The sequence below is a fragment of the Paraburkholderia ginsengiterrae genome (assembly GCF_001645125.1).
GTDB lineage: Bacteria > Pseudomonadota > Gammaproteobacteria > Burkholderiales > Burkholderiaceae > Paraburkholderia > Paraburkholderia ginsengiterrae.
In genome coordinates, this window is the sequence record NZ_LXKA01000176.1 from 115,275 (window position 1) to 132,897 (window position 17,623).

Here is a 17,623-nt window from a genome sequence, read left to right on the forward strand (position 1 = left end):
TCTTCATACTAATCACCGACTTTTCACATCTCGCGATGTACATTGTCGAACAATGTTAGTTTGGAGAGCATCACTCATGGTCAAGCGCCGTACCTTCGCCGCGTTCCTTTGCGCGGTCATCGCCCTGTTTTCGCAGGTCTGCCACGCGCAATACACCACCGACTGGCTGGGCAATACGTACGGCACACTCGCCACCCACGTGGGCAACACCGCGCGCTCAATGTGGGTCGCACCTGAAGGCGTGATCTACACGGCTTCGCTGTGGGACGAGAACGAGGGCGGCGTCGCGATCTACCAGAACGGCCAGAGCCTCGGGTCAATCGGCACGCATGCGGATTTCCAGGGCAGTGCGATTACCGGCAATGCCACGTCGATTTTCGCGGCGTTGCAGTACAACCGGTCGTTCGGCAGCGGCTCGGTCGGGCGCTACAACCGCGCCACCCAGACACGCGATCTGATCATTCCCGTCAGCACATGGACAAGCGTTCAGCATGCCGACGTCATCACCGGTCTCGCGACGGCGGGCTCGCTCCTGTATGCGAGCGACTTCTTCGGTAATCGCGTGCGGGTCTACACGACCGACGGCGTCTGGCAGCAGGATATCCAGGTCACGGGCCCCGGCGCGCTGGCACTGGATAGCGCGGGCAACCTGTGGGTCGCGCAGCAGGGCGCGGGGACAATCGTCGAATTCAGTCCGGGCGGGGCGCTGCTGAACACGATTCAGATGCCCGCAGCATCGCGGCCGTCCGCGCTCTATTTCGATGCCGCGTCCGGGCAGCTCATGGTCGGCGATCAGGGCCCCGACATGAACATCAAGCGCTACAGCGTCGCGGGCACGCCCACGCTCGTCAGCACGTTCGGCATTCAGGGCGGCTATCTGGACACCACTACCGGCATCAAGGGACAAGTGGGCGACAAGCGTTTCACGCGCGTGGTCGGCATCGGCAGGGACGCGGCCGGAACGCTGTATGTGCTCAACAATCCGTGGGGCGGCGCCTGGGATATGGGCCGTAACGGCGCCACCGATCTTCACGCCTACGACAGCAACGGCAACCTGCAGTGGAAGCTTCAGTCGCTCAACTTCGAGGCGGTCGCCGCGCCGGACCCGCTCACCGACGCCACGCTGTTCTATAGCGGCGCCCACATCTGCACCGGCACGGCGGGCGGCACCTTCGTCGCGAATACGGTCGATCCATTTACGTATCCGTCCGATCCGCGCCTGAACATGAGTGACACGCAGCGCGACGAGCACTTTGGCCAGATGGTTGCCGTGGGCGGGAACCGGATACTCGTGGCGTCCGGACAGAACCCCGGCATTTTTTACTTTTTCCATTTCAATCCGGCGAGCGGCTACATCGCGATCCCGGACGCATCGATTCCGGGAACGGCGTTCAATACGACCCGCCAGGTCACGGGCGGGTTCTGCATCGATAGCCGGGGCGACGTGTGGGCCGGCCTGGACCGCACGAACCACATATACCACTACCCGATGACCGGCTTCGACGGCACCGGCAAACCCACATGGGGGTCGGCGGTCACGATCTCCATTCCGCAAACCATCCGGCCGCTCACGCGCATCATCTACCTGCCGGAGAGCGACACGATGATCCTCGCGCAGGGCATTGCCGGCAGCTGGGACTGGACGGCCATGCAGTCGCGCATCGAGGTGTATCACGGCTGGAGCGCGGGCAACACCACGCGGCCCAATCCGGTGATCAACCTGACCAGCGCCAATCCCAAGTCGATCACGGCGGCGGGCAATTATCTGTTCGTCGGCTACGTGCATACCGTGCCCAACATCGACGCCTTCAATCTGACCACCGGCCAGCTCGACAACACGCTGACCAACTCGAGTCCGGGGACCGTGGACGTCGGCAACGATGTCGATTCGATGTACGGTCTGCGGGCGTATCTCCGCGCGGCGGGCGAGTACGTGATTACGAAAGACAACTACAACGGCTCCAGCATCGTCGTGTACCGCTGGACGCCCTGACCCTGCGCGCCGGGTCATTGCCCGACACCCTATCGGATAAGATACGGCCCGCGCTGTATTTATCCGAACAGAAGGAGTGTTTTTCAATGATTCAACCGGGCAACGTATTCAAGGACAACCTCGCGCAATTGCCGGGCATCGACGGCATTGCGCGTATCGACCTGGCAGACGGCAAGGGCGCTGTGGTGGCCAGCATCGAGAACAAGCCGGGCAAGCAGGGTTCGCTCGCCGTGTATAACTATTTGCGACAGACCTTCGTCACGCTCGACGCCAAAGCCGCCGAGCACGGGCTTGCCTTGTTCGCCGAGCACACGGCCGACGCGCGCAATCGTCCGGGGGCGCACCCGAACGTCGATATCCTGCTGGCGATCGCCGGCGGCGGTGAAGCGCTGCGGATCGACGTGATCGCCGCGGCCTGACGAAGCGGCGCCGGGCGGGCTGGTGCCGCCCTGCGGAGCGAGGAGAGCCGGCTCAGTGCCGGCGCGGGCGATTCGCTCCGTGTTTATCCCGACCACTGCACGCCAATCGGTGCTTGCGCGCCGGACGGCAGGCTGCGAAGATTCCCTGAATACAAGCTGTTCACCCCGGGGAATCCCATGTTCGCGTCGAGTCCGCTACCTGCCTTGCTGCACTACGCAAGTCTCTGGCTGAGCGCTTACGCGTTTGGTCTGGCGATTATCGGCGTGGGCATGGCGCTGGAGAGGCGCTGGCCCGCCGTCTTGCTGCAATCGCGCGCCGGACAGCGTTTCAATGTGGCTTATACGGGGCTGTATCTGGTGATCGTGGTAGCGGTGAAGCCGCTGACCGCGGCGGTAAGCGTCGCGATCGTGAATGCGCTCGGCGGAGGCTTCGTCGTGCTGAACTCGCACGGGGTGGGCGCCGTGGCGTCGTTCGTGATCGTGCTGCTGACGTTCGACGTGCTGGAGTATGCATTCCACCGTTTACAGCACACGTGGCCCGTGCTCTGGAAGCTACATTCGCTGCACCATAGCGCGGTCGAGTTCAACGTTACGGTGACGTGGCGCCACCACTGGATTGAAGTGCTTATCAAGGGCTGTCTGCTCTATCCGCTGGTGGGCGCGCTCTTCAAGGTCGACCCGTGGATCGTTGCCGCGACTTCCGTCGTGTTCACGGTGGGCAATTACTTCGCGCATCTGAACCTGCGCGTGGACCTCGGCCGCTACATTACGTGGGTCAACAATCCGCAGTATCACCGCCTGCATCATTCGAGCCGCGCCGAGCATTTCGATCACAACTTCACGCAACTGCTGCCGCTGTGGGATCACCTGTTCGATACGCAATGGGTGCCGGCCAAACACGAATGGCCGGACACCGGCCTCGACGACGGTGCGCAACCGCGCTCGCTGCTGGAGGCGTTCTGCTGGCCGCTGCGCCTGCATGCCGAACGCGGCGCGGCGTTGAGCGACAAACGCGTCTCCAGGTGAGCGCAGCGTGGAACCGACGACATCCCTTCAAGACCCGCCATCCGCTGTGAGTACGCATGACGCTTCGGCGGCTGGTGCCGTATCCGGCGCGCCGAGCGGCGCCGGCGGGCTGCGCCAGGCGTTGGTGGAAGTGGCCGCACGTGTGTGCGCCGCGGCCATGCTGAGCCTGTTCGCGTACGCCGCGCTCATGCAGTGGCGCGCAGCGCCGACGCGTATCACGCTTCTGTTGCTGGTGGTGACGGAGTCTTTCGCGGTGGGCTTGTCGCTGTTTGCCCGCGTGCCGGTGAAACGCGACTGGCGGCCGCTCGCCTTCATCTGCTCGATGGGCGGCACGTACTACTTTCTGGCCGTGCGGCTCGCACCGGGCATGCAGCTTATCCCGGAGACGGTGGGCGCCGGGTTGCAGCTGCTGGGCATTTGCTGGCAGATGTTCGCCAAGGTGTCGCTGCGCCGCTCGTTCGGCATCTTGCCGGCCAATCGCGGCGTCGTATCGCGCGGCGCCTATCGCTTCGTACGGCATCCGATGTATCTCGGTTACTTCATCACCAACATCGGCTTTCTGCTGGTCAACTTCGGTTGGCAAAACATGCTGGTGTACGGTTGCCAGTTTGCGTTGCAGGTCGTGCGCATTCTTCGCGAGGAACGGCTCCTCTCGGCGGACCCAGAGTATCGGAGCTACCTGCACCGCGTGCGCTACCGTGTGATTCCGGGCGTGTTCTAGGCGCGGTCCAGGCGTCCTTCAGGCAACCCGCGTGCTGCGCACCGCCTTGCCGCCGAGCAGGCAGACAGTGAGCGTCGCCATCACGAGCACGCACAAGGCGAGACGCAAACCGAGCAGACCCGCGCCGAGACCGATTAGCGGCGGCCCGACCAGAAATCCGGCATAGCCCGCGGTGGCCGCCATTGAGACGCCTGTGGCCGGCGTGACGGTCGAGCGGCCCGCCGCGCTGAAAATCACCGGCACGATGTTGGCGAGGCCGACGCCGACCATCGCGAAGCCCACGCAAGCGGTGAGCACCGTCGGCAGGCTCAGCACCAGTGCGAGCCCCGCTACCGCGATCAGACCACCCAGCGCGACCACCTTGCTCGATCCGAAACGCCGCACCGAGACGTCGCCGACGATGCGGCACGCCGCCATGGAGAAGGCAAACGCGGAATAGCCGATCGCGGCGACGCTGGCTTCCTGGTTCAGTGCCGAACGCAGATACACGGCGCTCCAGTCGGCGATCGCGCCTTCCACGAGCATGCACAGGAAGGCGAGCAGTGCGAGTTTCATCACGCTGGCCGTGGGCCAGGCCAATCCGTTGGAAGTGGCGGCCGCTCGCGGACCGAGGTCGCGCAATGCGAGCGCGGCGGCGGAAATAATAAGGATGCCGATGAATATATCCGGCAACAACAGACCGTTTGTCACGCCAATGCCGTTCTTCTGCAGCATCGCCCCGGTCGCGGCGCCGAGCAGGCCACCCGCGCTCCAGGCCGCATGAAACGACGACATGATCGGCGCGCGCCACTGTATTTCGATCGAGCTGGCGTGGCCGTTCATGGAGACGTCGAGTGCGCCGTTCGCCGCGCCGAGCAGGAGCAGCACGATGCATAACACCGCCATGTTGGGCGCGAACGCGGGCAACGGTAGCGCGACGACGAACGCCGCGCCCAGCAGCGCGGTGGCGCGGCCACTGCCCAGGCGTGGCGCGAGTTGCCCTGCCAGCGGCATCGCAATGATCGCACCGAGAGCAAAGGCGAACAGCGCAAGGCCGAGCGCGGTGTCGCTGAGCGAGAGGCTTTCCTTGATACGCGGGATTTCGACGGCCCATGCGCCGATGCCGAAGCCGTTGGCGAGAAACACGCCGACGGTCGCCGCCCGTTCCTTGCGCGGCTTGATGAGTGATGCGGCGAGCGATGTCATGGGCGCGCCACCATCACGTTGTCGCAGACTGCTTCGAGAGTGGTGAGACGCTCGGCTGGTACGTCGGCCTCGACGAACAGATGGTCCACGGCGTTAGCCGGCGCGACTGAAAAAGGAGCGGCCGTCATCAGCTTTTCGGAGGTGAGGGCGATGGCGATCTGACCGCTTGCTTTGACCATCGCGCGTTTGAGTTCGGCGTCTTCGGCTTCGAAGGCGGCGACCCCTTCGTCAGGATCGAACGCGCAGGCGCCGAGGAAGCAGAGGTCGGCGCGGATCTGCTGGATCTGCAGCAAGGCGGTTGCGCCGAGCGAGCCGGCCGCGCCGGAGGCGATTCGCCCGCCAACCAGAATCACGTCGAAACCAGGGCGGTTCAGCAAACGCAGGCAGGCCTCGGGGGAGTTCGTCACGACAGTGAGACCCGCGTTGTCGGGCAGCGCCTCGGCAATCGCGACGTTGGTGGAGCCGGCGTCGAGCAGGATGATCTGCTTCGGACGGACGATCGACACCGCGGCGGCGGCGAGGCGCGCCTTGCGGTCCACGGCTTCGCCCATGCGCACGGCGGCGGGCTTGCCGGCAGGGGAAAGCAGCAGGGCGCCGCCGTAGACTCGCTTGCAATGCCCTTGGTCGGCCAGGTCGCGCAAGTGACGGCGGATGGTGTGTTCCGAGGTTTGCAGTTCCGTGGCGAGGGTGGCGGCGAGCACACGCCCGTTTGTGCGGAGCCGCTCCAGGATGAATTGTTCGCGCTGCTCGGGGAGCAGGCCTTCTACGGCTTCTTGGCGGGTGCGCTGCATTTTTACACCTTGCTCGATAGTGAAACGATCATAAACGAGCAAAATGTAGCGTAAACGGGCGAGCGTGGCAATGGGTTTGTGGTGGCGCTTGCTGTGGGTGCGGCAGCGAGTGGATCACTCTGACAAGGAAGTAAAAAACGACTGTCCCGGTTCGCGCGGAAATCCGAGCGTGCCGACACGCCCGCGGGGAGTCAGGCGCCTCTGGCTGTCTCTGATCGACCCGAAGCCGCCGTTCGAGCCGCCAAGGCTTCAATGGCAGTTATCGGAGTGATCCGGCCGTCCGCGCCGGTCGCTCACGAGCAACGGTTCCACCTCTTTGTGGACGTTTGTCGATTGACGGCAAGGCGATCGTTCAACGGCCCAGGCTTACTGCTTAAACCCTGCGTGACGCAGTGCTTCCTCAGCGGCCTCGTGGTCTTGAACCGATGTTCCGCCAGAAACACCGATGCCACCCACCAGACGCCCTTCGTGGAAGATCGGTACGCCACCGCCGACCGGCGTCAGCCGCGGATGGTGCGCCAGTGGGGCAACGGTGGGCTCGGCCATGTACTGATTCCATTGATGCGTGGCTATGCCGAACGACGCGGCGGTCCATGCCTTGTCGATGGCTACGTCAACGGTCAGGAACGGGGCGGAATCCGAGCGCTCGAACGCACGCAGGTGGCCGCCTGCATCGGTAATGGCGATTGTCGCGGCGAACCCGCGCGCGGCGCACGCTCGGCGTGCTTCTGCCAGCAGTTCTTGCGCGGCTTCGAGGCTGATCGTGGCCGTGCTGATGATTGGCGATTTCATAGTGATGCTCCTTCTCAAACGGGTTCAGTGGTTGGCAACGACGACCTTGCCGATCATGTTGCCGGCCTCGACCAGCGCATGCGCTTCGATGAGACTGGTGGCATTGATGCCGTCAATGCGTCTGGTCACGGTGTGCTTGAGGCGGCCCTGATCAACCAGTTCCGCCGCGCGGCGCAGCAAAGCGTGCTGCCGTGCCATGGTGTCGGTGGTGAACATCGCGCGCGTGAACATCAGCTCCCAGTGAATCGAAATAGATTTCCCCTTAAATGGGCCGATGTCCAGTCCCACCGGGTCGTCGATCAGTGCAAATTGGCCTTCCGGACAAAGCACGGAGGCGATTTGAGGCACATAGGCGGCGCTATTGCTCAACCCGGCAACGTGGGTGACGTGCTCGATACCGAGCGCGGCCAACTGGGGTGCCCAGGCCTGATAGTGATCGAGGACGTAATGTGCGCCATGGGCCAGCACCCACTCGCGGGTTTCCGGCCGCGAGGCCGTGCCGATGACGGTCATGCCAGTCAACTCGCGCGCCAGTTGGGTCAGAATCGAACCGACGCCACCAGCCGCTCCAATGACGAGCAGCACGTTATTGTCGGTCGGGTCCGCTGCGTGAACACGCAGACGGTCGAACAGCAGCTCCCACGCAGTGATCGTCGTCAGCGGCAACGACGCGGCCGCGGCGAAGTCCAGTGAGATCGGCATAGGTCCGACGATGCGCTCGTCCACGGCGTGCAGTTCGCTGTTGCTGCCGGGCCGCTTGATGTCACCCGCGTACCAGACACGGTCGCCTGCCTTGAAGCGGGTTGCCAGCGGACCGGTCGCGCGGACGATTCCCGCCGCGTCCCAGCCGGCGATGCGCGCACCGCCTTCCGGAATATCTCCACCGCGCCGGATTTTGGTATCGACCGGGTTGACCGATACCGCTTTCACTTCCACCAGCAGATCGTGGTCGCGCAGCTCCGGCGTCGGCAGCTCGATATCCTGCAGCGCCTGCGGGTGGCTGATGGGATGGTTCTGATAGAAGCCAATTGCTTTCATGCACGTGGTCTCCAAGGGTGATTGAGACCATGTTATCTTTCGTCGATATACGGATAAATACCCGCCGAACCCAAACAATTTCTGGATTTCAATGAAAATGATTCGACTCGATGACGTTCAGATCTTTGTACACACGGTGGACTACGGCAGCTTCTCGGAGGCGGCGCGCCAGTTGAATATCGCGCCCGCACATGCGAGTGCGTCAGTGCAGCGACTCGAAAAGGCGCTGGACACGCGCCTGTTCACCCGTTCGACGCGAAGCATGCAACTTTCGGACGCCGGGGAGCGATACCTGCCGCATGCGCGGGTCATGATTGGCGCGCTGGAGCAAGGCCAGCAGGCCCTGGCCGACGGCCGGGGGGCGCTGTCCGGGCCGCTGCGGCTGTCCGCTCCGTCTGACTTTGGTCGAAACCTGCTGTTACCGTGGCTGGATGAATTTCAGCACCGGCACCCTGGTTTGTCGCTGCACGTGAAAATAAGCGACCGTGCGGCCGACCTCATCCGCCAGCCGCTGGATGCGGTCGTGCGCTACGGAGCGCTGCCAGATTCGTCTCTTCTGGCCATGAAACTGGTCGACAACAATCGACGGGCATTGTGTGCCGCGCCGTCATACCTCGAACGGCATGGCGCACCGGCCAAAGTTGAGGATCTGAGGCGACACAACTGCCTTCGGTACGTCTGGAGTGAGCAGATACATGAACGCTGGCACTTTACCCCGCCTGGCGGCGAGCGCACCGTGGCCGTCACAGGCAATCGCATCAGCGACGATGCCGATGCAGTTCGTCGCTGGGCGATAGCCGGGGAAGGCCTTGTCTACAAGTCGCGGCTGGACCTCATTGACGATCTGAAGGCAGGTCGGCTGGTGGAGTTATTTCCCCCGGAGTATTGCGACCTCGCGCCGCTGCACTTGATTTGTGCTCACCGTGCGCAACTGTCGCCGGCGATTAACGCGTTGCATGCTTTCTTGCGGGAGCGCTGCACTGCATTGCTTGCCAGCCATCCATCCGGAGGCACTCAGGCTGTACTCGCGATTTAATTGGCCGCCTACAGGACGCAGCGGACGTCTGAATGTCCGAACCCCGTTGCCCGCGAAGGTCGTCTGTTGGCCGACAGCCGCCCGACTTGGGCGGCAGCTGACCCAAGGCGGTCTTTCAGGCCGATGCAGCGGAACGTCCGGTGTTCGGCCGTAAGAAAAGCTTTGCAGTAAGCCGAATCCCGGCCGCCCCTCTACACGTCTAAAAGTGGCGTCACGTTGGCGCGCCGAAACCGTCGTCATCAGCCAGGAAGGCCATCGCGCCGAGTCAGTCACGGCTGCGGTTTCAAGCGGCCTAGCTGCGTGGCGTCCCCAACGGGCAACGTGAAATAAAACGTCGCGCCTTGATCCGCGTTATTTTCGGCCCAAAGCCGCCCCCCGTGCATCTCGATAATCGAGCGGCTGATCGACAATCCGAGGCCAAGGCCTTCGCGCTTCGAGGTAAAGAACGGTTTGAATATCATCGCGAGCTGGCTGCTGGATAGGCCAGGCCCGCGGTCGCGCACCGCGACGCGCACTGTCCCGGGACTCTCTAACGTGATGAACACGGCCACTACGCGATCGCTAGCCGGACGACTTTCCATCGCATCGAACGCGTTGAGCAAGAGATTGAGCGTGACTTGCTGCAACTGCACCTTGTCGCCGCGCACTGTGGGCAGATTGGCATCGATGTCGAGTGACACGCACACGCCTCGCAGGATCGCGTCGCTATGCAGCAACAGCACAACGTCGCGGATCACAGCGGCAAGATCGAGCGACGCGATTTCCCGCTCGCCTTTCTTGACGAGCGCGCGAATCCGTCGAATCACCTGGATCGCGCGGTCGTTGTCCTGGACGATGTCTTTCAGTATCTCGCGCACTTCGGCCAGATCAACCGAATCGGTTGCCATAAACCGCTGCGCGGCCTGCGCGTTGATCTGGATCGCGGTAAGCGGCTGGTTCAGTTCATGCGCGAGCGACGCCGCAAGTTCGCCCATCGTCGATACGCGCGTCACATGGGCCAGTTCCTGCCGGTTACGGTAAAGTTCATACCGCTCGGATCTGTCGACAATGACCGCGAGCAAAGCCACCTCATCTTCGAAGCGGAGCGTATTGAGTCCGGCTTCGATCAGGAACTCGGTTCCGTCCTTGCGCCGCGCGAACAGATCGCGAGGTGCCCCGACCACCCCAGACTGTGCCATGGAGGAAAGCGTGGCTTGCGGCGTGGAGTCGCTGCCGCCCAGCAACTGCGAAACGAGCATCGTCGCAGGCTTTCCGCTCAGCTCGTCACTTCGATACCCAAAGAGCTTTTCGGTCTTCTCATTGGCCAACACGATCCGGCCTTGTTGATCAACCATAAGAATCGCAATCGGCAGGAACTCCAGAGCGCGCCTGAATTTTTCTTCCGCCTGTCGGCGGTCGGTGATGTCGATGCAAGAACCGATATAGCCGAGAAACGCGCCGCGGTCGTCCAACCGCGGCACGCCGGTATCGAGGATCCAGCAATACTCGCCATCCCGTCTTCGCAGACGGTATTCCATCGTGAAATTCTTGCGCGCGTCAAAAGACGTTACGTAAACATCCAGGCACTGCCCAAGATCGTCCGGGTGCACGCCTTCTGACCACCCGTTGCCCATTTCCTGCTCAAGCGTGCGGCCCGTAAAATCCAGCCATGGCTTGTTGAAAAACGTACACAGCCGAGCGGGATCCGACATCCAGATCATCACTGGAGCTGTGTCCGCCATCGCGCGGAAGCGCGCTTCGCTTTCCCGCAGTGATTCCTCCACTCGCTTGCGCTCGATAACGTCGATTGAGGCTCCCTGCATCTTGGCCTCCCGCTCGCGGGCGTGATGTCCGCGCTCACGCGTGGCAACCCAGCCAATGCCGCCAACGGCAGGAGTCGCCCAATACGCTTTGAGGAATCCGGGTGTCCTCTGAGAGACGCGCCGCACGGTCCGGCGTACCTTGTCGCGTATGACGTGCCAACCCGACATTCCCGTATTTGCCGATTCCGCAGTGGCGTTCATGCATTCCCTGCTCGTCGCCCACTCTTGCTCAGCATGCCGGCGCCGCGCCTGGCGTATAAGCAGCAGCAGGATAAACACGGCTTCCAACCCTATGGCAGCGGCGGCGAAGACCATTGTCATGGCGGATGCCTCCTCGAGAGTTCGCGCTGGATCGAACTAGGGAACGACGAATACCCCGAGACACCAGCGCTTGGCGCGAGGGTAACCTGACTCCGCGTCAATCAAGTGTCGATCGGATGCTGAAATTCGGCAAGATCCCCGGGCAACAAAACGGGGTCAAAAGTTGACTCCGTCGTCGTGGTTCGACAGGCATGGATAAATGTGTGGTGTGCTTACTGCAACAAATCCCGATCAGACGCGAAAGAGCGGTGTCTGGGATTCGACCTTGTGAGAGGCAATGCGTAAGACCGTAGAGCGGTCGTTCGAAGTAAGACCGGTGACTGTCTCTTCATGTCAGGGTTATTCGATGCCTGCCCTCATTCACAGGATTGTCAGTCTGCCGCGGCGCATGCGGGCATACGTCGACTAAGCTTCGAGGAAGGAAACTGCGGAATGTTCCCATAGGGTTGACGTGGTGCGCGGTTATGGCGATTGATAGAGCGGGTAGGTCGGCGCTGCTGGACGACGCGGGGTTGGACGGGGGGCTGGATAGGCCTTGATGCAAAGACGAAATCGCCTGGTCGTGCAATTGTTAGGTTCAGGTGGAGGTGCGAAGCAGTGTGTAAAGCGGGAGGCACGAGCGTCCGCTCGTGGGCCGCGTTGCCGCAAGGCCGACGGTCGGTTTGCACGCCGAGGAACGGTTGCGCTCATGTGTCGCCTCGGTGCACGGGTGGTAAGCGGATCGGTGGCGCGCGCACGATGATGCTTCTCGTGTATTTCGAGATCGAGTTCATGCGGCCGTAACGGAGGCAAAGCATGTGTCCTGTAATCGTCGATGTAGCGGAAGAAAAGCGATTGAACGACGCACGTGTGGCGCAAGTACCGTGGAGGAAGTGGGGACCGTACCTCAGCGAGCGGCAATGGGGGACGGTCCGCGAGGACTACAGCGAAGGCGGCGACGCCTGGAACTATTTTACTCATGACCATTCCCGCTCGCGCGCCTACCGGTGGGGTGAGGACGGACTCGGTGGACTGTGCGACGACGAGCAGCAACTGTGTTTTGCGCTTGCACTATGGAACGAGCGCGACGCGATTCTGAAGGAGCGCCTCTTCGGCCTAACCAATAGCGAGGGCAACCATGGTGAGGACGTGAAGGAGTATTACTTTTACATTGACAGCACGCCCACGCACTCGTACATGAAGTATCTGTACAAATATCCGCAGCGGGAGTATCCGTACCGGGACCTGGTCGAGACCAACCGGAAACGATCGCGGGACGAATTCGAGTACGAACTGCTCGATACTGGCGTCTTTGATGACGACCGGTATTTTGACGTGTTCGTCGAATATGCTAAGGCGGGCCCGGACGACATCTTCGTGCGCATCTCCGTGCATAACCGTGCGCAGGAAGGGGCACGGCTGCGGATCCTGCCGACGCTATGGTTTCGCAATACGTGGTCGTGGGGCTATGACGATCGCAGGCCATCGCTGTGCGAAGCGGGTCCAGGCGTCATACGTGCGACACATCATCGACTCGGTGAGTACTGGCTCTATTGCGACGGCGCGACGGAACTGCTCTTCACGGAAAACGAAAGCAACGCACAGCGTCTGTGGGATCAACCCAACGCATCACCCTATGTGAAGGACGCGTTCCACGCCTACGTCATAGCAGGACAGCGCGAGGCTGTGAATCCCGCCAGGACGGGAACCAAAGCGGCGGCCCACTACGTGTGCGACGTACCCGGCGGTGGCAGCACGACGATCCGGCTGCGTCTGACTGCTGTGAACCGGGACAACGCATTCGACGGCTTCGCGAACACATTCAATGACCGTATTGCCGATGCGGACGAGTTCTACAGGCGCATTGCGCCTACGTCGCTGACGGAAGACCAGCGCCGGGTGCACCGTCAGGCTTTGGCGGGAATGCTGTGGGGCAAACAGTACTACTACTTTGATCTCGAACTGTGGCTGCGCGAGCATGGGAGTCATCCCTTGCTCGAAGGCGAGCGTCCCGATGTGCGTAATACCGAGTGGTTCCACATGTTGAACGCGGACGTGATATCCATGCCTGACAAGTGGGAATATCCGTGGTACGCCGCCTGGGATCTGGCTTTCCACACGATCGCTCTCGCGCTGGTCGATTTCGATTTCGCTAAAGAGCAGTTGCTGCTGATGTTGCGCATCTTGTATGTCCACCCGAGCGGCCAGATCCCAGCCTATGAGTGGGACTTCAGTGACGTGAATCCTCCCGTGCATGCGGCTGCCACGCTCTGGCTCTACAAGTACGGGAAAGAGCTGGGACGGGCCGATCCGCGCTTTCTCGAGCGCTCCTTTCAGGGGCTGATGCTCAATTTCAACTGGTGGGTGAATCGCAAGGATCCAGCAGGCCGTAATGTCTTCGCGGGTGGCTTTCTGGGGCTCGACAACATCGGTGTATTCGATCGCAGCGCGCAGCTTCCGACGGGCGGATCACTGGAGCAGGCGGACGGGACGGCGTGGATGGCGTTCTATTGCCAGTGCATGCTGGAGATGGCAATCATCCTGACGGAATACGATCCGATGTACGAGGAAATTGCCTTCCGGTTCGTCCAGCACTTCATGTGGATTGCCTACGCGATGGACCGGCGCGGCGAACATCCCGACGAGATGTGGGACGAGCAGGACGGTTTTTTCTATGATCTGCTGTGCCTTCCCGACGGCCGGACCAAGCGCCTGAAGGTAAGGTCGATGGTGGGGCTGCTGCCGCTGTGCGCGTCGACCGTGTTCGAGGCCGGTTCAGTCACGCGCTATCCGAAGCTGATGGAGCTGATCGCGCAATTCCGAAAGCGCTACCCGGAACTGGTGGCCCATGTGGCCCCGACCGATGCAGGCTTCATCGGCTATCGGGAACGCAGGCTCTTGTCGATCCTGAACAAGCGCAAACTCGAGCGCGTGCTCGGATACCTGCTCGACGAGAACGAGTTCCTCGCGCCGCACGGCATTCGTTCGCTCTCTCGCTACCATCTCGAGCATCCGTACGAGCTCAATGTCGGTGGGACGGCTTACAAGGTGCAGTACCTGCCAGCTGAATCGAATACTGACATGTTCGGAGGAAACTCCAACTGGCGCGGTCCGGTGTGGATGCCGGTGAACGTGCTGATTATCAGGGCACTGATGAATCTCTACTGCTTTTTCGGTGATGAATTCAAGGTTCAATGCCCGACCGGGTCGGAGCATTACATGACGCTGTTCGAGGTGACGCAAGAGATCGTCCGGCGGCTGACGGGTACGTTTCTGCGCGACCCGGATGGAAGGCGCCCCGTCTACGGCGGGACGGCCAAGTTCCAGGACGATGCGCATTGGCGTGACCTGATCCTGTTCTACGAGTATTTCCACGGAGACAACGGAGCGGGGCTTGGGGCCAGTCACCAGACAGGCTGGACGGGTCTCGTCGCACCTCTACTGGACCTGTTCGAACGTATCGATGCTCGAACCGCTCTGGAAAGCGACCACGGGCGCGTAATGGCCGGGGTCCTCGGGCAACAGGGCGGAGAACAGATGGACTGGAGGTGAGGGAGGATATCGCTTTTTCGATAACGATCAGGTCGACACGGACGGTGTGCTTGCGCCTCACGTCAGCGTGACGCTCACGCGCTGTGCAAGGTTGCCTTCACGCTCGGCTTTTGCCATTGACGCGACTATCTCGGCGAGAGTACCAAAGTAGACACTTTTGGACTTCGCCCATTTCAACGTTGAATTCGACGACGCGCCCGGCCAGTGGCGCTCGATCTGACTGTTCTCGATCGTGCTGGGACAAAGCCGCGTCGGGGTCGGAAGGAAGACTCACTCGAACGAACTCTGTTTCGATCGCGTTCGCCTCTTGTTCCTCGTAACTCTTGCGCAGGTCATAGCGGCTTGCCGCCATTGAGAAGCTGAAGCCGATCGTGAGTGGCAGCAGCGTCAATGTGGCGGTTTGAATCACGCCATAATCTTCGCGAGTGTCTCCATCGAATTGCTTGGCACGTCGCGAACATGCAACTCCGATCCACTCTCCCAACGACAATAAAACAAACGAAACAACGAACAAGACTAGCGAGCTACTCATGAGTTGGACCATTTCAGTCTCAGCTAGCCGACGTTCGAGCGGGGATCATAACAGTCGAGTCATCGGCCACGACCGGCAACCGCGAGGTGAACGAATGTCCACCAAATTAGAGCTTTGCGGATGAATCATCGGCGCCAGTTTTCGATCGGAAGAAGGTATTCAATTCTGTTGGGCGAAGTTCCAGCATCGACTGGAGCGGGAGCTGAGCGTACGGCCGTTTCCAGCGCTGGTCCCTTCACGTTTCGAGCCGTCCCCTACCTTGGTCTCGAAAGTCGTCAGTCTGCTCGCCTCGTTTGCCTAAGAGCCCTGGTCGTCGAACGAACTATGACGGTGTACAGGACCTGAAGAGCAAGAATCCGTGTCCGGGGTTGACGAGCGTCGATGATATCGCGCCCGTTTTTGTATCGAGCGCGATGCTCCAGGCATAGCCCACCAGAAGCCGGCGTGGTGGCTGCGGCGTGGTCGCGTGAACCTCGCGAAAAGAACAAAGGGCCAGGATAGGACCAAAGTCCAATAGCGCTCCGATTGAAACGTAACTATCAATATTGACACTAGCAAAGTAAGGCTACTGCCCCGTGCCAAGGTGGATACGGATTGGCAAACCAGCTGTCGATACTCGGACAGAGGCTTGGGCAGCTTACGTTGATGATTGGCTTGCGCTACCTGAAGCACGCATACACCGATAGCCATGAATCCGTGTGCGAGCGTTGGGCGCAGGACGGGTCTCTTCCATTTCTTCTTCGGTGAGTGACCGCTATATGTCGCCCATGCGGGCGGGCAAAACGGAGGGCGAGGCGATGTTGAAGCGCATATTTCCTCTGCTGGCGACGATCACATTGGTCGCCTGCGCTGTCACAAACGAGCAATCGCTTTCCGATGTCGACAAGGCATCGAAATCAGGGTTTCTGACCGATTATTCCCTGCTGAAACCGGGCAAGGAAGGCGAGGCGCGGCTTCGCTACGTCAAGCCGAATACAGATTGGAGCTCCTACACGGGAATCTTCCTCGAGCCGGTGGTGTTCATCAGCGATGCCAGCTCAAAGATCGACGCGAAGGAGCAGCAGATATTGTCGAGCTATTACTACAACACGTTGAAGACGCACCTATCGACGGTGCTACCGATCGTCGAACTGCAGGGTCCACACGTTTTGGTCGTCCGCGCTGCCCTGACTAACGTTACGAGCTCGACGCCTGGTTTGCGCACCATCTCGCTGGTTGTCCCGCAGGCCCGGTTGCTCAATGCAACGCAGAGCCTCGCGACGGACAGCTATGCCTTCGTCGGTTCGGCGCAGAGCGAAGGCGAGGTCACGGACGGCGGAACCGGGCAGATTCTCATCGAAGCGGTGGACGGGCGCTCCGGCGGAATGAGCCTCAAGGATGTGAGTGGGGGGGTATGGGGCGACGCAGAGAAGGCGATGGAATATTGGGCGGACCTGTCGGCCAAACGCCTAAACCAATTAAGGTCAGGCGCGCCGGCCTCGTAATGCGCCATCATTGACCGAGTGCCGCTCTCCAAGCACACGTCGGTGAGTGCGGGACTGAGACAGGATGTCCAGAAGCCTCAATCCGCAACCCACGCGTCAAGGAGCGCAACATGGATCGAACCCTGATCTCATTCATCCTCGCCGGCCTCGTCGTCGCGCCGCCGGCTCCCGCCCAAACCTCCACGCCGACGAGCCCCGCGCAGCGCTCGCGTCGAAGCTCAACGACCTTCACTGGAGTCTGAGCCATGCACCGAATCGCCCGCCTGTCAGTCGGCCTCACGCTCGTCTCGCTGGCTTGTGCGGCAGCGGCCCAGCAGCCGATCATCTATCCGGCGAGAGGGCAAAGTCCGGAGAAGCAGCAAACCGACACCGCCGAATGCCGCTCGTGGGCGCAGCAGACGACCGGCGTCGATCCAGTCGCGCTGGCCGAGCAAATGTCGAGCGCCCCGCCGCAGCCAGAGCGGCGCGGCGGTCTCTTTCGCGGGGCCGGGGGCGGCGCACTGTTCGGCACGCTGATCGGCGGTGCGGCCGGGGGCCACTGGGGCGAGGGCGCGGGTATCGGCGCGCTCGTCGGGACGATGGGCATGGGCATGCGAATGCGGCGCGAGCAGCAGCAAATGGAAACGCAGCAAACGGGCATGCATCAGCAGGCGTCGGGCCAGCTTGCGACCTACAACCGAGCCGTCGCGGCGTGCATGACCGGCCGCGGCTACACCGTCGAGTAGACAGGGCGCCGGCCTCGCCCGCGCACTAGCCGCGGTGCGCGCTCTCGCGAGACGGTCCACGACGAACAGGAGGTAACGCGATGCCGAAACCTTTGCGGGCCACCGTCCTTGCGATCCTCGCCGGCCTGGCGCCGTCGCTGGGGCTCGGGGCGGACTTCGACGGCAGCAAGCCGCTCTTGTGCGCGACCATCGACGCGCACTTCTGCAACATCGGCGAGGTGTGCTTC

14 protein-coding genes and 1 pseudogene are annotated in these 17,623 nt (G+C 61.8%); 10 read left to right on the plus strand and 5 right to left on the minus strand.

The window, feature by feature from the left end; all coding sequences use genetic code 11:
- The first annotated feature begins 76 nt into the window (after positions 1-76).
- The 4 genes from A6V37_RS14185 (at position 77) to A6V37_RS14200 (ending at position 4,159) form a co-directional block, all read left to right on the plus strand.
- Complete coding sequence (locus tag A6V37_RS14185) at positions 77-1,993, plus strand: SMP-30/gluconolactonase/LRE family protein (RefSeq protein ID WP_064286073.1); 1,917 nt, start codon at positions 77-79, stop codon at positions 1,991-1,993.
- A gap of 86 nt (positions 1,994-2,079) precedes the next feature.
- Entirely contained in the window at positions 2,080-2,412 is a 333-nt protein-coding gene (locus A6V37_RS14190; RefSeq protein WP_064265369.1) for a DUF2322 family protein, read from the plus strand.
- Positions 2,413-2,589: 177 nt separating this feature from the next.
- Positions 2,590-3,438: a sterol desaturase family protein gene (locus A6V37_RS14195; RefSeq protein ID WP_064265371.1), complete on the plus strand. Its 849-nt coding sequence runs from the start codon at positions 2,590-2,592 to the stop codon at positions 3,436-3,438.
- Positions 3,439-3,445: 7 nt separating this feature from the next.
- Positions 3,446-4,159 carry a methyltransferase family protein gene (locus A6V37_RS14200; protein ID WP_064265373.1) on the plus strand — a complete coding sequence of 238 codons (714 nt, stop codon included), beginning with the start codon at positions 3,446-3,448 and terminating at the stop codon, positions 4,157-4,159.
- 18 nt (positions 4,160-4,177) lie between these two features.
- On the opposite strand, the gene A6V37_RS14205 is transcribed toward A6V37_RS14200, so the two are convergent.
- The 4 genes from A6V37_RS14205 to A6V37_RS14220 form a co-directional block, all read right to left on the minus strand.
- Positions 4,178-5,344 (minus strand): MFS transporter, encoded by a 1,167-nt coding sequence (locus A6V37_RS14205; protein WP_064265375.1) that lies wholly within the window; start codon positions 5,342-5,344, stop codon positions 4,178-4,180.
- Positions 5,341-6,135 carry a DeoR/GlpR family DNA-binding transcription regulator gene (locus tag A6V37_RS14210; RefSeq protein ID WP_064265377.1) on the minus strand — a complete coding sequence of 265 codons (795 nt, stop codon included), beginning with the start codon at positions 6,133-6,135 and terminating at the stop codon, positions 5,341-5,343. The genes A6V37_RS14205 and A6V37_RS14210 overlap by 4 nt, the downstream gene beginning before the upstream one ends.
- Positions 6,136-6,501: 366 nt before the next feature.
- Positions 6,502-6,927 (minus strand): GlcG/HbpS family heme-binding protein, encoded by a 426-nt coding sequence (locus A6V37_RS14215; protein WP_064265379.1) that lies wholly within the window; start codon positions 6,925-6,927, stop codon positions 6,502-6,504.
- Positions 6,928-6,951: 24 nt separating this feature from the next.
- On the minus strand, positions 6,952-7,965 hold the full coding sequence (locus A6V37_RS14220; RefSeq protein ID WP_064265381.1) for a zinc-binding alcohol dehydrogenase family protein: 1,014 nt from the start codon (positions 7,963-7,965) through the stop codon (positions 6,952-6,954).
- A 97-nt stretch (positions 7,966-8,062) separates the two neighbouring features.
- On the opposite strand from A6V37_RS14220, the gene A6V37_RS14225 reads away from it, so the two are divergent.
- Complete coding sequence (locus A6V37_RS14225) at positions 8,063-9,001, plus strand: LysR family transcriptional regulator (RefSeq protein WP_064265504.1); 939 nt, start codon at positions 8,063-8,065, stop codon at positions 8,999-9,001.
- A gap of 269 nt (positions 9,002-9,270) precedes the next feature.
- Here A6V37_RS14225 and A6V37_RS14230 read toward each other — a convergent pair whose 3' ends face one another.
- Positions 9,271-11,124, minus strand: coding sequence for a PAS domain-containing sensor histidine kinase (locus tag A6V37_RS14230; RefSeq protein ID WP_082902562.1), 1,854 nt, complete (start codon positions 11,122-11,124; stop codon positions 9,271-9,273).
- A gap of 795 nt (positions 11,125-11,919) precedes the next feature.
- Here A6V37_RS14230 and A6V37_RS14235 point away from each other — a divergent pair.
- From A6V37_RS14235 to A6V37_RS14250, 5 genes and pseudogenes are all read left to right on the plus strand, one after another.
- On the plus strand, positions 11,920-14,655 hold the full coding sequence (locus A6V37_RS14235; RefSeq protein ID WP_064265385.1) for an MGH1-like glycoside hydrolase domain-containing protein: 2,736 nt from the start codon (positions 11,920-11,922) through the stop codon (positions 14,653-14,655).
- 157 nt (positions 14,656-14,812) lie between these two features.
- Positions 14,813-14,941 (plus strand): annotated as a pseudogene (locus tag A6V37_RS43160) (IS21 family transposase); the annotation flags it as partial.
- A gap of 1,043 nt (positions 14,942-15,984) precedes the next feature.
- Positions 15,985-16,671, plus strand: a complete 687-nt coding sequence (locus tag A6V37_RS14245) for a DUF3313 domain-containing protein (RefSeq protein WP_064265389.1) — start codon at positions 15,985-15,987, stop codon at positions 16,669-16,671.
- 110 nt (positions 16,672-16,781) lie between these two features.
- A complete protein-coding gene (locus tag A6V37_RS42830; RefSeq protein WP_278185256.1) occupies positions 16,782-16,913 on the plus strand; it encodes a hypothetical protein in 132 nt (43 codons plus the stop codon).
- A gap of 3 nt (positions 16,914-16,916) precedes the next feature.
- Positions 16,917-17,396, plus strand: coding sequence for a glycine zipper family protein (locus A6V37_RS14250; protein WP_064265391.1), 480 nt, complete (start codon positions 16,917-16,919; stop codon positions 17,394-17,396).
- The last annotated feature ends 227 nt before the right edge of the window (positions 17,397-17,623 follow it).